Annotated in this window: 13 protein-coding genes and 3 tRNA genes; 11 read left to right on the plus strand and 5 right to left on the minus strand. The window is 63.4% G+C overall.

Annotated features, from left to right (window positions below):
* Positions 1 to 46: 46 nt before the first annotated feature.
* The 3 genes from ACN9MW_RS03415 (at position 47) to ACN9MW_RS03425 (ending at position 6,572) form a co-directional block, all read left to right on the plus strand.
* Positions 47 to 1,801 (plus strand): M14 family metallopeptidase, encoded by a 1,755-nt coding sequence (locus tag ACN9MW_RS03415; protein WP_426167588.1) that lies wholly within the window; start codon positions 47 to 49, stop codon positions 1,799 to 1,801.
* Positions 1,802 to 1,890: 89 nt separating this feature from the next.
* A complete protein-coding gene (locus ACN9MW_RS03420) occupies positions 1,891 to 4,218 on the plus strand; it encodes a GH92 family glycosyl hydrolase (protein ID WP_426167590.1) in 2,328 nt (775 codons plus the stop codon).
* Positions 4,215 to 6,572 (plus strand): GH92 family glycosyl hydrolase, encoded by a 2,358-nt coding sequence (locus ACN9MW_RS03425; RefSeq protein WP_426167592.1) that lies wholly within the window; start codon positions 4,215 to 4,217, stop codon positions 6,570 to 6,572. The genes ACN9MW_RS03420 and ACN9MW_RS03425 overlap by 4 nt, the downstream gene beginning before the upstream one ends.
* 125 nt (positions 6,573 to 6,697) lie before the next feature.
* Here ACN9MW_RS03425 and ttcA read toward each other — a convergent pair whose 3' ends face one another.
* Genes ttcA through ACN9MW_RS03440 form a run of 3 tightly spaced genes read right to left on the minus strand, consistent with a single transcriptional unit; the run spans position 6,698 to position 8,810 of the window.
* On the minus strand, positions 6,698 to 7,603 hold the full coding sequence (gene ttcA / locus ACN9MW_RS03430) for a tRNA 2-thiocytidine(32) synthetase TtcA (protein WP_426167594.1): 906 nt from the start codon (positions 7,601 to 7,603) through the stop codon (positions 6,698 to 6,700).
* Positions 7,600 to 7,998 (minus strand): dihydroneopterin aldolase, encoded by a 399-nt coding sequence (locus tag ACN9MW_RS03435; protein ID WP_057265902.1) that lies wholly within the window; start codon positions 7,996 to 7,998, stop codon positions 7,600 to 7,602. Before ACN9MW_RS03435 ends, ttcA begins: the two co-directional genes overlap by 4 nt.
* A 29-nt stretch (positions 7,999 to 8,027) precedes the next feature.
* Positions 8,028 to 8,810, minus strand: a complete 783-nt coding sequence (locus ACN9MW_RS03440; RefSeq protein ID WP_426167596.1) for an SDR family oxidoreductase — start codon at positions 8,808 to 8,810, stop codon at positions 8,028 to 8,030.
* Positions 8,811 to 8,863: 53 nt separating this feature from the next.
* Between ACN9MW_RS03440 and ACN9MW_RS03445 the strand changes: the two genes are divergently transcribed.
* Positions 8,864 to 10,027 (plus strand): class I SAM-dependent methyltransferase, encoded by a 1,164-nt coding sequence (locus ACN9MW_RS03445; RefSeq protein WP_426167598.1) that lies wholly within the window; start codon positions 8,864 to 8,866, stop codon positions 10,025 to 10,027.
* A 12-nt stretch (positions 10,028 to 10,039) separates the two neighbouring features.
* Complete coding sequence (locus ACN9MW_RS03450) at positions 10,040 to 10,984, plus strand: J domain-containing protein (RefSeq protein ID WP_426167600.1); 945 nt, start codon at positions 10,040 to 10,042, stop codon at positions 10,982 to 10,984.
* Positions 10,985 to 11,072: 88 nt separating this feature from the next.
* On the opposite strand, the gene ACN9MW_RS03455 is transcribed toward ACN9MW_RS03450, so the two are convergent.
* A complete protein-coding gene (locus tag ACN9MW_RS03455; protein ID WP_426167602.1) occupies positions 11,073 to 11,564 on the minus strand; it encodes a chemotaxis protein CheW in 492 nt (163 codons plus the stop codon).
* Positions 11,565 to 11,708: 144 nt separating this feature from the next.
* On the opposite strand from ACN9MW_RS03455, the gene ACN9MW_RS03460 reads away from it, so the two are divergent.
* The 3 genes from ACN9MW_RS03460 to ACN9MW_RS03470 all read left to right on the plus strand — a co-directional run bounded on the left by ACN9MW_RS03460 (position 11,709) and on the right by ACN9MW_RS03470 (position 16,654).
* Entirely contained in the window at positions 11,709 to 13,286 is a 1,578-nt protein-coding gene (locus ACN9MW_RS03460) for a DUF3369 domain-containing protein (protein ID WP_426167604.1), read from the plus strand.
* 134 nt (positions 13,287 to 13,420) lie between these two features.
* Positions 13,421 to 15,073 (plus strand): tetratricopeptide repeat protein, encoded by a 1,653-nt coding sequence (locus tag ACN9MW_RS03465; RefSeq protein WP_426167606.1) that lies wholly within the window; start codon positions 13,421 to 13,423, stop codon positions 15,071 to 15,073.
* Positions 15,074 to 15,097: 24 nt separating this feature from the next.
* On the plus strand, positions 15,098 to 16,654 hold the full coding sequence (locus tag ACN9MW_RS03470; RefSeq protein ID WP_426167608.1) for an HDOD domain-containing protein: 1,557 nt from the start codon (positions 15,098 to 15,100) through the stop codon (positions 16,652 to 16,654).
* A gap of 127 nt (positions 16,655 to 16,781) precedes the next feature.
* On the opposite strand, the gene ACN9MW_RS03475 is transcribed toward ACN9MW_RS03470, so the two are convergent.
* A complete protein-coding gene (locus ACN9MW_RS03475) occupies positions 16,782 to 20,039 on the minus strand; it encodes an EAL domain-containing protein (protein ID WP_426167610.1) in 3,258 nt (1,085 codons plus the stop codon).
* 198 nt (positions 20,040 to 20,237) lie between these two features.
* On the opposite strand from ACN9MW_RS03475, the gene ACN9MW_RS03480 reads away from it, so the two are divergent.
* From ACN9MW_RS03480 to ACN9MW_RS03490, 3 genes are all read left to right on the plus strand, one after another.
* Positions 20,238 to 20,323, plus strand: a tRNA-Tyr gene (locus tag ACN9MW_RS03480).
* A gap of 47 nt (positions 20,324 to 20,370) precedes the next feature.
* A tRNA-Gly gene (locus ACN9MW_RS03485) sits at positions 20,371 to 20,444 on the plus strand.
* Positions 20,445 to 20,466: 22 nt separating this feature from the next.
* A tRNA-Thr gene (locus ACN9MW_RS03490) sits at positions 20,467 to 20,541 on the plus strand.
* The last annotated feature ends 68 nt before the right edge of the window (positions 20,542 to 20,609 follow it).

Below are 20,609 nucleotides of genomic sequence, written 5' to 3' on the forward strand. Positions count from 1 at the left end.
CACTATAATGCTCCGGCGTTTCCAACCCAACCGCCGGAGCATTGAGATGATTCGTAACGCCGTACTGCTTTTCCTGTTTGCCGCCTTCCCGCTGGCGCATGCCGCGCCGGACCTCTCGACGGTCGCCGAACGCTCCGGCTACCAGGCCACGGGCCGCTACGACGAAGTGCAGCGACTGTGCGCGGACTACCAGAAGGCCTACCCGAAAGCGGTGCGCTGCTTCTCCTTCGGCGAAACGCCGGAAGGCCGGCCGATGCTGGCGCTGGCCGTTTCCCGTACCGGCGCGCTGACCGCCGCTGCGGCCAGGCAGCGCAAGCTGCCGGTGTTGCTGGTGCAAGGCGGCATCCACGCCGGCGAGATCGACGGCAAGGATGCCGGCTTCCTGGCCCTGCGTGAGGCACTGGACGGCAAGACCGCCGCCGGTGCGCTGGACAAACAGGTCGTGCTGTTCATCCCCGTCTTCAACGTCGATGGCCATGAACGCTTCGGCAAGAACAACCGCCCCAACCAGCGCGGCCCGGTTGAAATGGGCTGGCGCGTCACCGCGCAGAACTACAACCTCAATCGCGATTACGTGAAGGCCGATGCGCCGGAAATGCAGGCCATGCTCAAGCTGGTCAACGAATGGGACCCGCTGGCCTACATCGACCTGCACGTGACCGACGGCGCCAAGTTCCAGCCCGACGTCTCGATCCAGGTCGAACCGGTGCACGGCGGCGATACGGCGCTGCTCCCGCTGGGCAAGGAGCTGCGCGACAACGTCATGGCCGACCTGCGCAAGCAGGGCTCCGACCCGCGCCACTTCTACATTTCCTTCGACAAGACCGATCAGCCGGATTCCGGTTTCGTCGACAGCATGGCCACGCCGCGCTTCTCGACCGGCTATTTCCCGCTGCGTAACCGCTTCGCCATGCTGGTGGAAACGCACTCGTGGCGCGATTACCCGCACCGCGTGATGGTCACCCGCAACACGATTGTCTCGCTGATGGAGCAATTCGCGCAGCATGGCGCGGCCTGGGCCAAGGCTGCAGCGGAAGCCGATGTGCGCGCCGCCAGGCTGGCCGACATGCCCCTCAGCTACAAGACCACCGAGCGTACCGAGATGATCGACTTCCCGGGCTACGAGTACACCCGCACGCCGTCGGACGTCTCGGGTGGCGTCTGGACGAAATATGATGAATCCCGGCCGCAGAAATGGACCGTGCCGCTGCGCGACGAAGTGGTGCCGGATGTAATGGCCAAGGCGCCGGCCGGCGGCTACCTGGTCCCTGCTGCGCAAGCTGCACTGATTGAACCCAAGCTGAAAGTGCATGGCATCAGCTACAAGCGCCTGGAGCAGGCGCCGGGCAAGGTCTCAGTGGAAGCCTTCCGCGCCGATGAAGCCAAGCTGACAGCAAGCTCCTTCGAAGGCCACCAGCTCGCAAGCTGGAAAGGCGCCTGGAAGATGGAACAGCGCGAGGTGGGCAGGGGCGCCCTGTTCGTGCCGATCGCCCAGCCGAAATCGCGGCTGGTGATGACGATGCTGGAACCGGCAGGCGCAGATTCGTTGGCCGCCTGGGGCTTCTTCAACAACTACCTGGAGCGCAAGGAGTACATGGAGGAATACGTGGCCGAGGAGGCTGCCCGTGAAATGCTGGCAGCCGATCCGGCACTGGCAGCCGCCTTCAAGGCCAGGCTGGAAAGCGATGCGGCATTCGCCAAGAACCCGCGCGCCCGACTGGATTTCTTCGCCCGCCGCCACGCCACCTGGGATGAGCGCTACAACCTGTATCCGGTGTACCGCACGGGACTTGTTTACTAAACTTTCTGAAACTTCGCCGTTTCTGTCACTTTCGATTGCGAGGAAAGATCGGGTAAAGGTATAAAAGGAGCATCATAAAAGGAGACACCATGGGTATCCGACCTTTCGTGGCGCTGTTTACTGCAACACTGTTGGCCGCCGCCGCCCAAGCGGCGCCCACGGGCAGTCCGGCGGCCGCCGTCAACGTGTTTATCGGCACGGGCGGCGACGGCCACACCTTCCCCGGCGCCAGCCGCCCGTTCGGCATGGTGCAACTGAGCCCGGATACCCAGGTGCGTCATTTCCGCCAAAGCTATCCATGGGCGGCGGGCTACCGCTACGAAGACAACTCCATCCTCGGCTTCTCCCATACGCATTTCTCGGGCAGCGGCCACTCCGACCTGGGCGACATCCTGCTGATGCCCTACAGCGGCGAAACCAAGCTTGAACCGGGCTATCCCGAACGGCCGTTCAGCGGCTACCGTTCCCGCTTCCGCCACGAAGATGAGCGCGCGGAACCGGGCTATTACGCGGTGCGCCTGCAGGATCACGAGGTCGATGTCGAACTGACCGCCAGCGAGCGCGTCGGCCTGCACCGCTACCGCTACGCCAAGGGCGCACAGGCAAAGCTGATCCTGGACCTGCGCCAGAGCATTTACGATTACGCCGGCAAGAACTTGTGGTCATCGCTGCGCCTGCGCGACAGCACCACCATCACCGGCATGCGCATTACGCGCGGCTGGGCGCCCGGACGCCAGGTCTACTTCGCCATGAAGCTCTCGCGCCCGGTCTCAAGCCACACCCTGCTCAACCGCGAGGAGGGCGTTGAATACAAGGGCTTCGCCGGTCCCGGCAAGACTCCGGCCGACAAAGTACAGGTGGAAGGCAAGGCACTGGTGGCCGCCCTTGAGTTCGGCATGCCGGAAGATGGCACGCTGATGGTCAAGGTCGCGCTGTCCGGCGTCAGCGAAGATGGCGCGCTGGCCAACCTGGAAGAAATGCCGGGCTGGGATTTCGATGCCGAACGCCAGCGCGCAAGCACAGCCTGGAGCGAGGCGCTGTCCGCCGTTGCCATCGAAGCGCCGGCCGACATGCGGAGCATGGTCTATACAAGCTTGTACCACGCCATGCTGGCGCCAAGCCTGTTCATGGACCGCGACGGCAGGTATCGCGGCCCGGACAACCAGGTGCACCAGGCCAAAGGCTTCCGCTACCATTCGACCTTTTCGCTGTGGGACACCTACCGCGCCCTGCATCCGCTTCTCACGCTGGTGCAGCCGGAACAGCGCAATGCCGACTTCGTGAATTCGCTTGTCGCATCGCGCCAGCATAGCCCGCACGGCATCCTGCCGGTATGGGCTTTCCACGGCCTGGAAACCTGGTGCATGATCGGCTACCACGCGGTGCCGGTGATTGCCGACGCCTACATGAAGGGCATCAAGGGCATCAATGCCGACGAAGCGCTGGCCGCGATGGTTGCCAGCGCCGACTATGGCCCGTACGGCGGCCTTGAACACTACAAGAAGCTGGGCTATGTGCCAATCGACCTGGAACCTGAAGCCGCCTCCAAGACCGTGGAATATGCCTTCGACGACTGGACCATCGCCCGCATGGCCGAGAAGATGGGCAAGAAGGATGTGGCCGCGCGCTTCTACCGGCGCGCGCAGAACTACCGCAATGTGTTCGACACCAAAACCGGCTTTGTCCGCGCCCGCAAATCCACCGGGGAATTCCGCGAGCCCTTCAACCCGGTGCAGTCCAACTTCGGCAGCGATTACACGGAGGGCAGCGCCTGGCAGTACTCCTGGTATATGCCTCACGATAACGCGGGCCTGGTCGGCATGCTGGGTGGCGACGCCGGCCTGCAGACGAAGATCGACCAGGTGTTCGACGCCAAGATCGATGACAAGGTCTACGCGCACATGGAAGACATCTCCGGCCTGATAGGCCATTACGCCCACGGCAACGAACCATCGCACCATGTGGCCTACCTGTACAACTACGCTGGCGCGCCGTGGAAGACCCAGGCGCGCCTGGCGCAGATCGTCGCCAGCCAATACCATAACAAGCCCGATGGCCTGGCGGGCAACGACGACCTGGGACAGATGTCCGCCTGGCTCGCCTTTACCGCATTGGGTTTCTACCCTGTGGCGCCGGGCAGCAACGAGTATGTGATTGGCCGCCCCTTCGTCGACAAGGCCACACTGAACCTGCCGAACGGGAAACGCTTTGCCATCCGCGCGGAGCAGATGTCGGTGGCCAATCCCTATGTCGGCAGTGTCACGCTGAACGGCAAGCCCTTGGCGCGCACTTTCCTGCGGCATGAAGACATCATGACCGGCGGCGAGCTGGTATTTCGCATGCAGGCCGGACCGAACAAGGAATGGGGCCGCGAAGCCGGCGCCCGTCCATATAGCCAAACGGGATATCAACAATGAGGAACACCATCTTCCGCGCCGGGCTGGCGCTTGTGCTGGCGGCCACCGCGCCGCTGGCAGCCGCACAATTCGTGGGCAAGATCAGCGATCCGGTCGAGTGGGTGAACCCGCTGATGGGCACTGCCAGCAAACCGGAAATGTCGAACGGGAACACTTATCCCGCCATCGCAGTCCCGTGGGGCATGAACCTGTGGACGCCGCAAACCGGCAAGATGGGCAATGGCTGGACCTACCAGTACGATGCCGACAAACTGCGCGGGCTGAAACAGACGCACCAGCCTTCGCCATGGATGAACGACTATGGCCAGTTTTCGGTGATGCCGGTGACAGGCAGCAAACGCTTCATGGAAGACGACCGCGCCAGCGCATTTTCGCACAAGGCGGAGGTTTCCAAGCCGTATTATTACAGCGTCTACCTGGCGGATGCCAACGTCACCGCAGAACTCACGCCAACCGAACGCGCTGCCCAGTTCCGCTTCACTTTTCCTGAATCGGACAAGAGCTTTGTGGTGGTGGACGCCTTCGACAAAGGCTCCTACGTCAAGATCGTCCCTGGGCAGCGCAAGATTGTTGGCTACAGCACCCGTTACGCGCGCGGCCCGCTGCCATCCAGTTTCCGCCTGTATTTCGTGATGGTGTTCGACAAGCCGTTCAGCTCCACCGATGTGTGGCGCGGTAAGGAGCTGGTGCAAGGCGCGCTCGAAATGGAAAGCCAGCACAGCGGCGCCATTGTGGGCTTCAAGACCGGTCGCGGCGAGCAAGTGCACATGAAGGTCGCTTCGTCTTTCATCAGTCCCGAACAGGCCGAATTGAACCTGCAGCGCGAACTGGCCAACGACGATTTCGACGCTACGCGCGCACGCGCCAAGGCGGCATGGAACCGCGTACTGTCCAAGGTGGAAGTGGAGGGCGGCAGCATCGACCAGATGCGCACGTTCTATTCGAGCCTGTACCGGATGGTGCAGTTCCCGAACAAGATGTATGAAATCGATGCCGCCGGCCAGCCGGTGCACTGGAGCCCTTACAACGGCAAGGTCTTGCCCGGCTACCTGTTTGCCGGCACCGGCTTCTGGGACACCTTCCGCGCCCTGTACCCCTTCCTGAACCTTGTCTACCCGTCGATCAACCGCGAAATGCAAGCCGGCCTGGCCAACGCCTACCGTGAAGGCGGCTGGCTGCCCGAGTGGTCTAGTCCCGGCTACGCCGACATCATGGTCGGCAACAACTCCGCCTCGGTGGTGGCCGATGCCTGGATCAAGGGGAGCCGCAGCCCGGACATCGAAACTCTTTGGCAAGCGCTCAAGCACGGCGCCGACAATGAAGGGCCGGTCAGCGCAGTTGGCCGCGCCGGCGTGAAGTACTACAACGAGCTTGGCTACGTGCCATACGACGTGAAGATCAACGAGAACGCCGCACGCACGCTGGAATATGCCTACGACGACTTCGCGATCTACCAGCTGGGCAAGGCACTGGGCAAGCCGGAGTCGGAGATCGGCGTCTACGCGCAGCGCGCCATGAACTACAAGAAGCTGTTCGACCCTGAAACGGGCCTGATGCGCGGCCGTAACAAGGATGGCAGTTTCCAGGCGCCGTTCAACCCGGTCAAGTGGGGCGATGCCTTCACCGAAGGAAATAGCTGGCACTACACCTGGTCGGTCTTCCACGACATTGACGGCCTGGTGAACCTGATGGGCGGCCGCGCGGCCTTCATCAACAGGCTGGATACCGTGATGAGCATGCCGCCCGTGTTTGACGAAAGCTATTACGGCTCCGTGATCCACGAGATCCGCGAGATGCAGGTGGCGAACATGGGCCAGTACGCGCACGGCAACCAGCCGATCCAGCACATGCTTTACCTGTACAACTATGCCGGCGCACCTTGGAAGTCGCAGTACTGGATCCGCGAAACGCTGAACCGCATGTACAAGCCAACGCCGGATGGCTACTGCGGCGACGAAGACAACGGCCAGACTTCGGCCTGGTATGTGTTCTCCGCCCTGGGCTTCTATCCTGTGACGCCGGCGGTCGGCCAATACGTGGTGGGCGCACCGCTGTTCCAGCACGCCACCGTGCACCTGGAGAACGGCAAGCAGATTCGCATCAACGCACCGGCCAATGGCGCCGCCACGCGCTATATCCGCGCCGCAAAGCTGAATGGCAGCGCGCTGCAGCGCAACTGGCTGGGCCATGACGAATTGCTGCGCGGCGCCATTTTCGATGTGGAGATGTCGGCGCAGCCGAACCAGCAGCGCGGCACGGCTCCCGGCGACGCGCCGTATTCCTTCTCGCGTGCTGAAACGGCGGCTACTTCGCCGAAATCCAGCGCGTCGAAGCGCAACAGGCCGCAGGCATAAATGCCGTCATAGGTATCGACGGCAGCGTTGTGAGCCAATCAGGAAGGAAACCTGGACTATCTGCGGATGAATCTGCGCGACGTGCTGGAAATGGCGCGCAGGCGGCGCGCCCTTCGCCAGCAGCGTTAGCCAGCCTGCAGTGGAATCACGCCGGGCACGGTTGCCGGCGTGGAGCAAGGCTCCTCGTCGAAAGCGATATCGCCCAGCGGGTTGGCGATGCCGTCGGTCTTGAGGTCCTTGAAGCCGAACAGCTCGCGGTCCATCAGGTGCGATGGCACCACGGTCGACAGGGCGGAGAAGGTGTTCTCCACGCGGCCGGGATGTTTCTTTTCCCAGTCGCGCAGCATGGCCTTGATCTGCTTGCGCTGCAGGTTCTCCTGCGAGCCGCACAGGTCGCAAGGGATGATCGGGAAGTTCTTCACCGCGGCGTAGCGCTCGGTGTCTTCTTCCTTCACATAAGCCAGCGGGCGGATCACCATGTGCTTGCCGTCGTCCGACACCAGCTTGGCCGGCATGCCCTTGATTTTCCCACCGAAGAACATGTTCAGGAAGAAGGTCTCGAGGATGTCATCGCGGTGGTGACCCAGGGCGATCTTGTTGCAGCCCAGTTCATCGGCCACGCGGTACAGGATGCCGCGGCGCAGGCGCGAGCACAGGGAGCAGGTGGTTTTGCCTTCGGGGATCAGGCGCTTGACGATCGAGTAGGTGTCCTGGTTCTCGATGTGGAAGGGCACGCCCAGCTTTTCCAGATAGGCCGGCAGCACGTCGGCCGGGAAGTTCGGCTGCTTCTGGTCCAGGTTGACGGCCACGATCTCGAAGTTGATCGGCGCGCGTTCGCGCAGCGTCATCAGGATGTCCAGCAGCGCGTAGGAGTCCTTGCCGCCCGACAGGCACACCATCACCTTGTCGCCGTCTTCGATCATGTTGAAGTCGCCGATGGCCTGGCCGACCAGGCGGCACAGGCGCTTGTGCAGCTTGTTGTTTTCGTAGGCGATCTTGTCTTCGGCCTTGGTGTCCACTACGGCGTTCATGCTGCGTCCTTGATCTTGAATACTTCAACGCCCACGCCTTCGCAGTCAGGATAGACGTCAGGCTTCATGGTCGACACACGGGCGGCGCGCACGCTTGGATGCGCCAGCATGGCCTGCACCACGTCGTCCACCAGGGTTTCCTGCAGGTGCACGTGGCCCTCGGCCATGCGGCGCGCAATGGTCTCGCGCATGAAGTCGTAGTCGACCACTTCGTGCAGTTCGTCGGCCTTTGGCGTGGACACGGCCAGCGGGATATACAGGTCAACGTTGATCAGTACGCGCTGCTCGCCTTTCTTCTCGAAATCGTGCACGCCGATATTGATCAGCACTTCATAGTTGCGCAGGAACAGCCGGCGGCAGTCTTGCAGTTGCGGGTGAATCAGGGCGGACAGCATGGTGCTAAAACCTTAAAAGTGAAAATTCTTTATTTGGCCAGGAACATTACATCGCGCGGCGACGGCAGCAAATGCTGGCCGCCATCGACCAGCAGGGTAGTGCCGGTCACCGCACGCGCGCCTGCCGCATAGACCACGGCGGCGGCAATGTCCTCGGGAGTGCTGGAACGGCCCAGCGGCGTCTGGGTGTGCGCCTTGGCGAAGCCTTCCTCGCTCTGGTCTCCGGATACCATGGTGATGCCCGGCGCCACGCCCACCACCCGGACCTTCGGCGCCAGCGACTGGGCCAGCATGGTGTTGGCCGCCTGCAGCGCCGCCTTGGACAGGGTGTAGGACAGGAAATCAGGGTTGAGATTATAAAGCTTCTGGTCCAGCAGGTTCACAACCACGGCCTGGCCGCCTTCCGGCGTCGCATCGTACAGGGCGCGCGCCAGCTGGATCGGCGCCGCCACGTTGGCGTGCATGTGCGCGTCAAGCCGGGCGTGGCTGAAATTCAGGTCGCTGTCGTAATCGAACAGGGACGCGTTGTTGACCACGCAGTCCACCCGTTCCAGCGCCTTCAATGCGGCGGGCAGCAGCCCGCGCACGGCTTCTTCGTCGGACAGGTCGCATTGCAGCGTAATGGCGCGGCAGCCGAGGGCGGCGACGGCCTGCGCCACTTCGCGCGCTTCGTCGTGCGAGTTGCGGTAGTGGACGGCGATGTCCCAGCCGGCGCGCGCCAGTCCCAGCGCGATTTCGCGTCCCAGGCGGCGGCCGGCGCCGGTCACCAGGGCCACGCGCGGCTGTTCGGGGGTCGGAATTGAAGTAGTCATAGTCAAATTGAGCAAAATGGCGCCGGCTGGCGCTGAACCGCTACAATGCCGGCATGTCTTTACCAGCACCTTCCCCCGACGCGCTGGCCGCGTCCCAAGCCCTGCAGCGCCTGATTGCCGACGACATCGCGCGGCAAGGCGGCGCCATTCCGTTCTCCCGCTTCATGGAGCTGGCGCTGTATGCGCCCGGCCTGGGCTATTACAGCGGCGGCGCCGCCAAGCTGGGCAAGGATGGCGATTTTACAACCGCACCCGAGCTGAGCGCCCTGTTCGGGCAGTCGCTGGCGCATGTTGCAGCCGCTATTATGGACCAAAGCGCGCCGCATATCCTTGAATTCGGCGCTGGAACGGGCAAGCTGGCGAGGGATATCCTGACCGAGGCGGCGCAAGCCGGCATCGTGGTCGAAAGCTATTCCATCGTCGAACTCTCCGGCGAACTGCGCGCCCGCCAGCAAGAGCTGCTGCGCGCCTTCCCGCAGGTGCGCTGGCTGGATGCCCTGCCGGAATCGTTTGAAGGCGCGGTATTCGGCAACGAAGTGCTGGATGCCATGCCGGTCGACGTGATCACCCTGGCCGACAGCGGCTGGCAGTCGCTGCACGTGGCCGCCGATGCCGACGAGGCAGGCGGCGCATGCTTCGCCTGGCGCCCGGTGGCGGCCGACGCCGCGCTGCAGTCGCAGATCGAGCGCCAGGTTCCTGATACGAAAGCGCTGCCGGTCGGCTATGTGACCGAAGTGCACGGCGCCGGCTGCAGCTTCATGGCCACGCTGGCCGCCATGCTTGCAAAAGGCAAAGGCGCCGCCTTCCTGTTTGATTATGGCTTCCCGGCGCGCGAATACTACCTGGGCGACCGCGCCACCGGCACCCTGATGTGCCACTACCGCCACCACGCCCACGCGGAACCGTTCTACCTGCCAGGCCTGCAGGACATCACCGCCCACGTCGACTTCACGGCGATGGCGCTGGCGGCGCAGGACGCGGGCGCCGACGTCATGGCATATAACAGCCAGGCCGGCTTCCTGATCGGCGCCGGCATCGGTGAGCTGATGCAGCGTTTCGACCCGGCTGACGCCCTGAATTACCTGCCGCACGCTAACGCACTGCAGAAATTGCTTTCTCCAGCCGAAATGGGAGAATTGTTCAAGGTGCTGGTGATTGGCCATGGCATTGAATTGCCGGGTCAATTGCTGCGTAGCGACCGCAGCCACCGTTTGTAATATGATTGAGAGATGGGAAAGATACATACTCACTATGACAACCTCAAGGTAGCGCGTGGCGCGCCACAGGAAGTCATACGTGCTGCTTACAAGGCCCTGAGCCAGAAATATCATCCTGACAAGAATCCCGGGGATGAGAAGGCGGCCCGCATCATGGCGATCGTCAACACGGCCTATGGCACCTTGTCCGATCCGCAACGCCGCAAGGAGCACGACGAGTGGATCACCCAGGAAGAATGGGAAATCGAATGGCTGGAGAGCACCAGGCACGAGCCGGCGCATGAGCCGGGCTGGTCCGACCAGCTTGACCTGCCGCGCCGGCGCCGGGTGCTGAAGTCCTGGCGCTTCTGGGGCACGGTGGGCGGCGCCGCCGCAGCCGGCTGGCTGGGCGGGGTGCTGACGGTGACCGAGCCGCGCGCCATGTCCAGCGTGTTGGCCGGCGCCTGGGGCGGCAAGCCTCCTGCCGAATTGACCGCCACTGCCGCCGCCACCCCGAAAATCCACCCGCCGCGGGTAGAAAAAGTCACCCCCGACGATGGCTGGGCCGTCGCCAAGCCATACTCGCCGGAACCGTCGGTCTCTGCTGCAGCAGCACCGCCGATTAAGGTGCTGGCCCTGTCGCAGGTAGTGCTGCCCGGCGCCGCGGTCGATTGCGAGGCCGAGGTTGCCCCATCAGTCGCGCCGAACGGCGAACCATGGCCGGTCCAGTCCGGCTACGTGGAAGGTTTCCCGGTCGGGAACAAGGGCGAAGACATGCAGCTGACGCTGGACAACAGTGCCAACGCCGCCCCGGTCTTCATCAAGGTGTACGACCTCGAGCGCCGCTCAAATGTGCGCTACGCCTACGTGCAGCCGCACGACAAGCTGGTAGTCGACCAGCTATCGAACGGCAAATACGAAATTCGCTACCAGAACCTGAACCTCGGCGCCGGCCAAAACGGCTGTACGCACAAATGAAAGTCGGGGTCAGGTCTGGCAATCCGCCACATTTTTCGCGATGCGAAAAATGTGGCGGATTGCCAGACCTGACCCCGACTTTTGTCTTTTAAGCTGCGCCGGCGGTCAGCGTTTCGCTCAGGCCCATTTCAGGGCTGGCCATCAGGCGGTAGATGTCCACCAGGATCAGCATGCGCTCGTCGATCGTGCCGAGGCCGATCATGTATTCGGAGCTGAAGGCGGTGCCCATGTCCGGCGCCGGCTTGATCTGCTCGGGTGTCAGCGTGGTCACGTCGGAGACCGAGTCCACTACCATGCCCACCACGCGGCCATTGATGTTGAGGATGATGACCACCGTAAACTGGTCATACACCGGCTCGCCCAGCTTGAACTTGATGCGCATGTCCACTACCGGGATGATGATGCCGCGCAAGTTGATCACGCCCTTGATGAATTCGGGCGCATTGGCGATGCGGGTTACCGCTTCGTAACCGCGGATCTCTTGCACTTTCAGGATATCGATGCCGTACTCTTCGGAACCCAGCTTGAATGCCAGGAATTCCTTGCCTTGGCTCGCGTCTTCTTGCGCAGTAACTTGCATGGTTTTTTCCTTTAGCAAAATCTGTGTTGTCAAAGCGTATCAGAGTGCAAAGCGATTTACGAGCGGGCAATTTTTAATTGCTAGCCAAGTCAAATCTGATTATGCTGGATGTAAAGATTAGCGCATTTTGATCAAGGAGACTTCATGGCGGACCCTCAAGCCGTCGATGACAACTGGCTGCTCGAAGAAGACGAAGAAGAAAAGCCAACGCCATCGGCCGGATCCCCTGAACAGCGGCTGTGGCGCGTGCTGATTGTGGACGACGACCAGGACGTGCATGCGGTAACCCGCCTGGCGCTGCGCAATGTCAGTTTCAAGGGGCGCGAGCTGGAGTTGTTCTCGGCCTACAGCGGCCGCGAGGCATTCGAGATCCTGCGCGACACGCCGGACATCGCCCTGGTATTGCTCGACGTGGTGATGGAGACCGACGATGCCGGCCTGCTGCTGGCGCGCCGCATCCGTGAGGAGCTGCACAATTCCATCGTGCGCGTGGTGCTGCGCACCGGCCAGCCGGGCCAGGCGCCGGAACAGCGCGTCATCATCGAATACGACATCAACGATTACAAGGCCAAGACCGAGCTGACCACGCAGAAGCTGTTCACCACCGTGATCTCGGCCCTGCGGGCCTATGAAAGCCTGAACATGCTGGAGCGTTCGCGCATCGGCCTGGGCAAGATCCTGGCCGGCGCGACCAACCTGTACCAGATCCATTCGTTGCGCGAATTCGCGTCGGGCGTACTGAACCAGGTGTCGGCCATCCTCGACGTGGGTGCGGACGGCGTGCTGTGCCTGATGCAGGTCGACACCGGCGACACGACTGTGGTGGCGGCGACCGGCGGTTATGCGCCGCTGGCGGAAAAGGAACAGATGCCGGAAAGCCATCCGCTGTGGCCGACCATCCAGAAGGCGTTCAAGGAAAAGAAAAGCCAGTTCGAACACCCGGCCAATGTGCTGTTCATCCATACCCAGGAGAGCCGCGACGTGCTGATTTCGGTGACGCCGCCCTGGCCGCTGGCCCAGATCCAGCGCGACCTGCTGGAAGTGTTCTGCGAGCGTATCGCCGCTGCCTTCGACAACCTGTACATGTTCGGCCAGCTGCGCAAGGCGCAGGAGGCCACGGTGGTGGCGCTGGCCGACCTGGCCGAATTCCGCGACGGCTGCACCGGCGGCCATGTGCGGCGCGTGCAGCAGCTGTCCTCGGCTATCGCGGCACGCATGAAAGAGCGCGGCATCTACGATGACGAGCTGACCCCGCAACTGGTCGACATGATCGGCCTCGCTTCGATCCTGCATGACGTGGGCAAGGTCGCCACCCCGGACCATATCCTGCTGAAGCCTGGGCCCCACACCGACGACGAGCGTGCGCTGATGCAAACCCATGCTGCTGTCGGGCGCAGCGTGCTGGAGCGTGCAGCCAATATGGTCGATGGCGTCAGCTACCTGACTTACGGCGCGGAAATCGCCGGCGGCCACCATGAGCACTGGGATGGCGGCGGCTACCCGAACCAGCTCAAGGGCAAGCAGATTCCTTTGTCGGCGCGTATCGTGGCCGTGGTCGATGTCTTCGATTCCTTGCTGCACGAACGTCCGTACAAGGAGCCGTGGCCGTATCCGGAAGTCATGACCTACATCCGTGACCGTTCCGGCACCCAGTTCGATCCCGAGGTGGTGGCAGCCCTGAACGACGTGGTTGAACGCAACCCGGGCCTGGGCCAGTCCTGAGCAAAACCCGCTGAGGCAACCCGACTGTGGCAGCCGCGCCGCGCTGCCACCTTCATTCTCACCAAAGTTCACGGCATGCAGCGTGCAAGCGCTAAAATAAGGACAGCCCTCGCTCTTGTCCTACGCCGAAAGCCATGAATGAACTGAAGGGCCTGACAGCGCTGGTCATCGAGCCCAACCCCAGCATGCGCGCCAGCTTGCACAATATGCTGAGCTTGTGCGGTTTGGTGCGTATTGACGATGCCGCCAGTTCCAACCAGGCCATCCGCGCGCTGGAAACCCGGATCTACGACCTGGTCCTGTGCGAATACGCCCTGGAAGGCGGCCAGGATGGCCAGCAAATGCTGGAAGACCTGCGCCACCACCGCCTGGTCAATGCCTCCACCATGTTCTTCATGGTCACCGGCGAAGGCGAGTTCAGCAAGGTAGTCAGCGCCGCCGAGCTGATGCCCAACGATTACATCCTCAAGCCTTTCGCAGCCGATGCCATGCTGGAGCGCATCTGGCGCGCGCTCGACCGGCGCAACGCCTTGCTGCCGGTGTACCAGTTGATCGACATGGGCGATTTGCGCGCAGCGATCGAAGCTTGCGAGGAAGGCGAGGAAGCGCAGCCGCGCTTTGCCATGGACTTTCGCCGCCTGCGCGCCGAAATGCACATCCAGGCCGGCGAACCGGACCTGGCGGAACCGCTGTATGCCGAACTGTGGAACAGCCGCCAGGTACCCTGGGCACGGCTGGGCCAGGCCAAGACCCTGTACCTGCGCAGCCGCTACGATGAAGCGCGCGCCATGCTGGAAGACCTGCTGGGCAGGAATACCCGCTTCCTCGATGCCTACGACTGGCTGGCGCGCACGCATGAAGCAAATGGCGACCCGGCGGCAGCGCAAGCCGTACTGGCCAATGCGGTTGAACTGTCGCCGCACGCGGTGCGCCGCCTGCGGCGGCTGGGCGAAGTGGCGCTGGAGGCGGGCGACGTCGATGGCGCCGAGCGCGCTTTCAAGCAGGTGGTCAGCAAGACCCGCTATTCCGAGTTCCGCACGCCGGAAGACCATGCCAGGCTGGCGCAAACCCTGGTCAAGAAGGGCGACCCGGTGCAGGCTGCCGCCGTGATCCGCGACCTCGACAAGTCGCTGTCGGGCACGCCCAACGCCGACGTGTGCAGCGCCATCGCCTCGGCCGCGCTGCATGAATTCACCGGCAACGTGGCGCGCATGAATGCCTCGCTGGACTATGCAGTGACGGGCGTGCGCACGGCCAGCGGCCTGTCGAATGAAATGAAGATGGAACTGGCGCGCACCTGCCTGGAGGTGGGCAAGGAGGAGCAGGCGACGGAAGTGATGCGTGACGTCATGCGCAACTCCGCCACGCCGGGCGCCATGGAGCGCGCCATGCGCATGATGGAAAAGAGCGGCCATGCCGAGTTGGGCCAGCGCTTGGCCGACGAAAGCCGCAACGAGGTCGGCGAGATGGTGGCCGCCGGCGCGGCGCTGGCCAAGAAGGGCGATTTCCGCGGTGCGGTCGACCTGATGCTGGAAGCCGTGGCCAAGCTGCCGGACAACTCGCAGGTGGCCTTCAACGCGGCGGTCGCCATCCTGAAATGCCTGGAAAACGAAGGCTGGGACGATGCCCTCGGGCGCCATGCGCTGGCGCTGGTGGCCACGGTGCGCCGCCTTGATCCTGCCAACGACAAGCTGAACGCGCTGGCCGGCCTGCACCAGGACATATTGAAGAAATACAACATCCGTCCCGCCGCGCGGCGCGAAGCCGGGGTGCGCGTCGCGATCTGATAGCCGCTGGGGCTACAATGGGCTATGAGCTCCCATCCACCAGAAGAACGCCCGGTCCGCGCCTACCTGCTGAAAAAGCTATGCAGCGACGACGAGGGCTTGTTTGCGCTTGGCGTGTCGATCGCGCGCGTAGTGCAAATGGCTGACTCGGACGACCAGGGCACGCAAAGCCTGGCCTACCACGTGCTGTCCGACGTCGCGCTGACGCAGAAGATCCTGCGCCTGGCCAATACGCCGCAGTACCGCCAGGCGTCGGGGGCGCCGGTAACCACAATTTCCCATGCAATTTCGCTGCTTGGTTTCGATAACGTGAAAACCACGGCGCTGGCCATGCTGCTGGTCGACACCATGGCCAACAGCAAGCATGCGCAAAGCGTGCGGGTCGAGCTCGAAGCAGCGCTGTGCGCCAGCCTGGTGGGGCGTGAACTGGCGCGCTACAGCCCTTACCAGAAGGCGGAAGAAGCGGCCATCGGCGCGTTGTTCAAGAACCTGGGGCCGTTGCTGATTGCCTCGCGCGAGCATGAGCGCTTCCGCGAAATCAATGCCCTGGTCGTGGCTGGCGAACATTCGCAGGCCCAGGCTTCGCAAATGATCCTGGGCAGCACCTACGACACCTTGACGGCGACCGTGCTGCGCGAATGGAAGATTCCCGATGTGATCATCCGCTCGTTGACTCCCTTGTATGGCAGCACCTTGCGGCCACCGGCGGACCGCACGGAGTGGATACGGCAGGTGGTGCACTTCAGCATGGATGCGGCACGTGCACTGACCCGGCTGGGCGGCGCGGCTGCCGACGACGTGCGGCTGCTGCACCAGCGCTTCGGCAATGCGCTCGGGCTGGAGCGCGAGCAGGTGACCACGGTGCTGACCCGCGCGCGCAGCAGCATGGATGCCTTGTTGAACAGCATGCAGCTGGATGGCGCTTCCGGCGGCAGTGCCGGTGAGCCGGGCGATCCTTACGCGGAATCGGCCGAGGCGCCGGGACCGGCGGGGACCTTGCCGAGCGTGCTGGCGCTGGCCAGCCTGGATGCGGGCGCGAAGGAGGGCGCTTACCCGAGCGGCAAGCCGTATGATGCACGCGAACAGCTGCTGGCGGGGGTGCAGGAGCTGACCGAGATGCGGGTGGAGGGCAAGGCGCGCGTCAATGAGCTGGTGCAGGCGGTGCTGGAGACTTTGTATCGCAGCATGGGCTTCCGCTTTGCGACGGTGTGCCTGAAGGATGCGAAGACGGGGCAGTTCCGGGCGCGTATCGCGCTGGGCGATAAGCGGGCCTTGCGCCTGGAGGGGTTTGTGTTTCCGCTGCAGGGCAAGGATCTGTTCCACCTGGCGCTGGATAACGATGCGGATTTGATGATCGCGGATGCGAATGTGGCCAAGATCCGCGACCTGCTGCCGAAGTGGCATCTGGATCTGTTGCCCGATGCGCGCAGCTTTATCGTGCTGCCGCTGGTGGTGCAGGGCGTGCAGCTTGGCTTGTTCTATGCGGATCGGGCGCTGCCGGCGCCGGAAGGCGTGCCGCCGGATGAGACTTCGCTGATTCGGGCGTTGAAGGCGCAGGTGTTGGCGGCCTTGTCGCCCTAGAACCGGTAAACCCGGGTCCGACCCAAGGGTCAGACCCTTCTCAAAAAGTCAAAGGCCCGGAACCACCCCCGCGGCAGGGAAGCCGTTGGGGGTCTGACCCTTCGGGTCTGACCCCGGTTTACCGGTTTTAAGCGGTCTCCGGCAGCCGCCCGGCAAGAGCCTCAAACTCAGAAACCGGCATCGGCCGCGCAAACAGATACCCCTGCGCCTCGTTGCAATACTTGCTGCGCAAGAATTCCACCTGCGCCTCGGTTTCAACACCCTCCGCCACCACCCCCAGCCCCAGCGCATGCGCCAGCCCGATGGTCGCGGTAACGATCACCGCATCATTCGGATCGCTCTCGATATCCTTCACAAACCCCCGGTCGATCTTGATCCGGTCGATCTCGAACAACTTCAGGTAGCTGAGCGACGAATACCCGGTCCCGAAATCATCGATCGCCACCTTGATCCCGCGCGCCCGCAGCTCGCGCAACAGTTCGCGGCTACGCTCCGGATCCTGCATCGCCGCCGATTCGGTGATTTCCAGCTCCAGCAAGGAGGGATCAATCCCGCTCTCGCGCAGCAACTGGTCCAGCAGCGGCAACAGCGCACCGCCGTGGCACTGGCGCGCCGACAGGTTGACCGCGAGCCGCAACGAACCTTCCCAGCGTCGCAGCAGGCCAACGGTCTGCTGCAGCACCCATTCCCCCAGCGGCAGGATCAGCCCCGACTCTTCCGCGATCGGAATGAAGCGATCCGGGCCCACCATGCCCAGCTCCGGATGGTGCCAGCGCAGCAGCACCTCCGCGCCGATCACGCGGCGCGTGGCCAGTTCCACCTGCGGCTGCAGGTAAAGCTCGAATTCCTTGCGCTCCAGCGCCTGCCACAGGCGGTTCTCCATCATCAGCCGGTCGTGGGTGGCGGCATTCATGGCCGCTTCGAAGAACTGGAAGTTGCCGCGGCCCTGGCTCTTGGCCGCATACATCGCCGTATCCGCATGGCGCAGCAGGGTGGCGCTGTCGTGGCCATCGGGCGGGAACATGGCCACGCCGACGCTGGTGCCGGTGTGGATGGTCTTGCCCGTCAGCTGGAACGGCTCGGCCAGGGCGGCCACGATGCGCACGGCAATCTGGCTCGCTTCGGCCGGCGTCACGTTGCCGCCCGTGACCACGATGAATTCATCGCCGCCCAGCCGGGCGATGGTGTCGACTTCGCGCAGCAAGTCGCGCAGGCGGTCGGCCACGGCCACCAGCAACTGGTCTCCGGTGGCGTGGCCGTGGGTATCGTTGATTTTCTTGAAGTGATCGAGGTCGAGGAACATCACTGCCGCCGTGCCGTTCGCGCGCCGGGTTTGCGCCAGCAGCTGGTCGAGGCGCAGGTTGAGCGACAGGCGGTTATCCAGACCGGTCAGCGGATCGTGGTGGGCCAGCTTGTAGATGCGTTCCTGCGCGCGCTGCTGCTCGGTCAGGTCGTGCAGGATGGCGACGAACACATTGCCGTCGGGGAGCTCGACCTCGCTCACTGAAATTGCAATCGGCAAGATGCTGCCATCGTGCCGGCGTCCGCTTGATTCGTGTTCGTGGGTGGCGCCGCCGGCGATATTGCGCAGCAGGCGCGCCGCGCTGTCGCTTTCCGCTTCCGGCAGCAGGATCGCCAGCGGCATGCCCGACAGCGCTTCCGTCGGATAGCCAAACAGGCGGCAGGCCGCCGCGTTGGCAGACACCAGCAAGCCCTCGGCATCGATGGTCAGGATGGCGTCGGCCGCCTTGTCGAGGATGGCCTGCAGGCGCGCTTCGCGTTCGCGCAAGCGTATCGTGCTTTCTTTCACCTGTTGCTGGATCTGGGCGCGTTCGCCGCTGGTCAGCAGCATCAGGGCGCCGAGCAGGCCGGTCAGCATCAGGCCCGCGCTCAGGACCAGCCAGCTTTGCCAGCCATGCTGGTGCACCATGTAGGCCGCCGAGGGAACCAGCACCAGTTCGTAGTCGCGGCCGCCAAGGCTGAGCTTGCGCCAATAGTCTTCGTCGTTCGGCGCGCGCGACAGCTGGTCGATCAGCGTTGTCGGGCCGGGCATGCTGCGATCCACCAGGCGCGCCTGGATATGCGGGAAATCGGCGTTGGCCAGCGCCCCGTTGACGTAGGAGTCGATCTGCATGGCCAGCAGCAGCATGCCCGCCGCCGGCTGGCCGTCGCCCGGGTCGACGGCTTGCAGCAAGACCACGCCGCTGCCTTCGCCAGGCATGGAGAGTGCCACCGGTGCGCTGGCGACCGGCTTGCCGGTACGCAGCGCCTCATGCACCGCTTGGGCGCGTACCGGTTCGGCCAGCCAGTCCAGGCCCTGGTAATGGCGGCGCGCGGCAGGCTCGATGAACAGTGTCACCATGTGGTCGCCTGGCGGCACCTCTGGCTGCTTGGAGGCGGCGTGGCTGTGCGTGTGGCCGGGACCGGTGGCGGGGGCGATCATGCGGAAATCGGGGTCGATGGCATCGCGCGCCCAGGTTTCGAAAGCCGGCCGTTCCGCCTCCGACACGAGGCGCAACCAGGCCATGGACAGCAATTCAGGGCGCTGGTCGAGGTAACCGTGCGCAATCTTGTCGAAGCCTTGCGCCGACATCACGCGTCCATAGCGGTTGATGGCGCGCGCCATGGCCAGGACATAGCGCTCATGCTCGCTGAAGCGCGACTGCAGCAAGTCGCCTACCTGTTGCGCCTTGAGACGGAAGCCTTCCAGGTGCTGCCGGGTTTCCCAGCGCGCCACCAGCACGTACAGCATGACGCACAGGGTGACCAGGAACAGTTGCGGCACGCCCACCAGCAGGCGGCGGCGCTGCCACAGCGCGCGCGGCTGGCCGAACAGCACCCAGCACAGCGGCGCCGCAAGCAGGACGCCGATGGCATCGCCGATCCACCAGGTGAGCCAGCTTGTCAGCAGCTCCGCTGGGGCAATGGCGCCGGCGGCAACTGCCGCAAGATTGGACAGCGTACTGCTCACCAGCGTGACGCAAACCGCCAGCAACAGGAAGCGCAGCACATCGCGGCCGGCGCCGATTTCCGGGCGGATGGCGCGCTGGAAATACAGGCCGCCCAGCCAGGCTTGCAGGGCGGAGCCGAAAGCGGCGGCAAGCGCAGCCAGTCCTTGCGGCAACGGTGGCAGGGGCAGCGGATTGGGCGCGCCCGGCAGGGGCAGGAAATTGATCAGCAGGGCGCCGACCGCAACCCCTGGCAGCAAGCGCGGGCCAAAGGTGACCACGCCAGCCAGGGCAATCCCGGCCGGCAGGAAGAGCGGGCTGGCATAACCGGGCGCCAGCGACAGGTAGAGGCAAAAGCGGCCGATGACCGCGTAAGCCGCCAGCATCAGCAGGTTGGCGGCCAATGTTTGCGGCCAGCCGGGAGAGGTATTCTTCACAGAATGAGCGCTCGGAGGCACAGGACAAGTTGACCGATTTTATAGCAAACGGTGCAACCCAAAAACAACACTTGCAAATTTGCAGGACTAGCCATTACAATCTCGCCCCGAAGCGCACGTCATGCAGCGTTTGCGAAATAAGCAAATAACGTTCTTGACAGTGTAAGAAAGTTGCTTCATACTCTGCGGTTCCTTCGCGGAGGGGTGGCCGAGTGGTTAAAGGCAGCAGACTGTAAATCTGCCCTCTTATGAGTACACTGGTTCGAATCCAGTCCCCTCCACCAAAATGCAGGAAGCTGAGTGAAGTTGTAGTCGAAAGAAGTCGGACCTCGCGGGTGTAGCTCAATGGTAGAGCTGAAGCCTTCCAAGCTTAAGACGAGGGTTCGATTCCCTTCACCCGCTCCAAGCAGCACAGTAGTAAAAATAAGCCCTTGTAGCTCAGTGGTAGAGCACTCCCTTGGTAAGGGAGAGGCCACGTGTTCAATCCACGTCAAGGGCACCAGAATTCTGCAGTATCTATCTGATTAGTCGGGCGCGTGCCCAGCAACTCAACATTTGTTAGGAGTCTAA

Source organism: Pseudoduganella sp. R-34, assembly GCF_049904655.1.
Classification (GTDB): domain Bacteria; phylum Pseudomonadota; class Gammaproteobacteria; order Burkholderiales; family Burkholderiaceae_D; genus Rugamonas.

What these genes read in the sequence shown, in the direction of transcription:
- ACN9MW_RS03415 (WP_426167588.1), top strand. Translation starts at nt 47, where the DNA reads ATGATTCGTAACGCCGTACTGCTTTTCCTGTTTGCCGCCTTCCCGCTG.
- ACN9MW_RS03420 (WP_426167590.1), top strand. Translation starts at nt 1,891, where the DNA reads ATGGGTATCCGACCTTTCGTGGCGCTGTTTACTGCAACACTGTTGGCC.
- ACN9MW_RS03425 (WP_426167592.1), top strand. Translation starts at nt 4,215, where the DNA reads ATGAGGAACACCATCTTCCGCGCCGGGCTGGCGCTTGTGCTGGCGGCC.
- ttcA (WP_426167594.1), bottom strand. Translation starts at nt 7,603, where the DNA reads ATGAACGCCGTAGTGGACACCAAGGCCGAAGACAAGATCGCCTACGAA.
- ACN9MW_RS03435 (WP_057265902.1), bottom strand. Translation starts at nt 7,998, where the DNA reads ATGCTGTCCGCCCTGATTCACCCGCAACTGCAAGACTGCCGCCGGCTG.
- ACN9MW_RS03440 (WP_426167596.1), bottom strand. Translation starts at nt 8,810, where the DNA reads ATGACTACTTCAATTCCGACCCCCGAACAGCCGCGCGTGGCCCTGGTG.
- ACN9MW_RS03445 (WP_426167598.1), top strand. Translation starts at nt 8,864, where the DNA reads ATGTCTTTACCAGCACCTTCCCCCGACGCGCTGGCCGCGTCCCAAGCC.
- ACN9MW_RS03450 (WP_426167600.1), top strand. Translation starts at nt 10,040, where the DNA reads ATGGGAAAGATACATACTCACTATGACAACCTCAAGGTAGCGCGTGGC.
- ACN9MW_RS03455 (WP_426167602.1), bottom strand. Translation starts at nt 11,564, where the DNA reads ATGCAAGTTACTGCGCAAGAAGACGCGAGCCAAGGCAAGGAATTCCTG.
- ACN9MW_RS03460 (WP_426167604.1), top strand. Translation starts at nt 11,709, where the DNA reads ATGGCGGACCCTCAAGCCGTCGATGACAACTGGCTGCTCGAAGAAGAC.
- ACN9MW_RS03465 (WP_426167606.1), top strand. Translation starts at nt 13,421, where the DNA reads ATGAATGAACTGAAGGGCCTGACAGCGCTGGTCATCGAGCCCAACCCC.
- ACN9MW_RS03470 (WP_426167608.1), top strand. Translation starts at nt 15,098, where the DNA reads ATGAGCTCCCATCCACCAGAAGAACGCCCGGTCCGCGCCTACCTGCTG.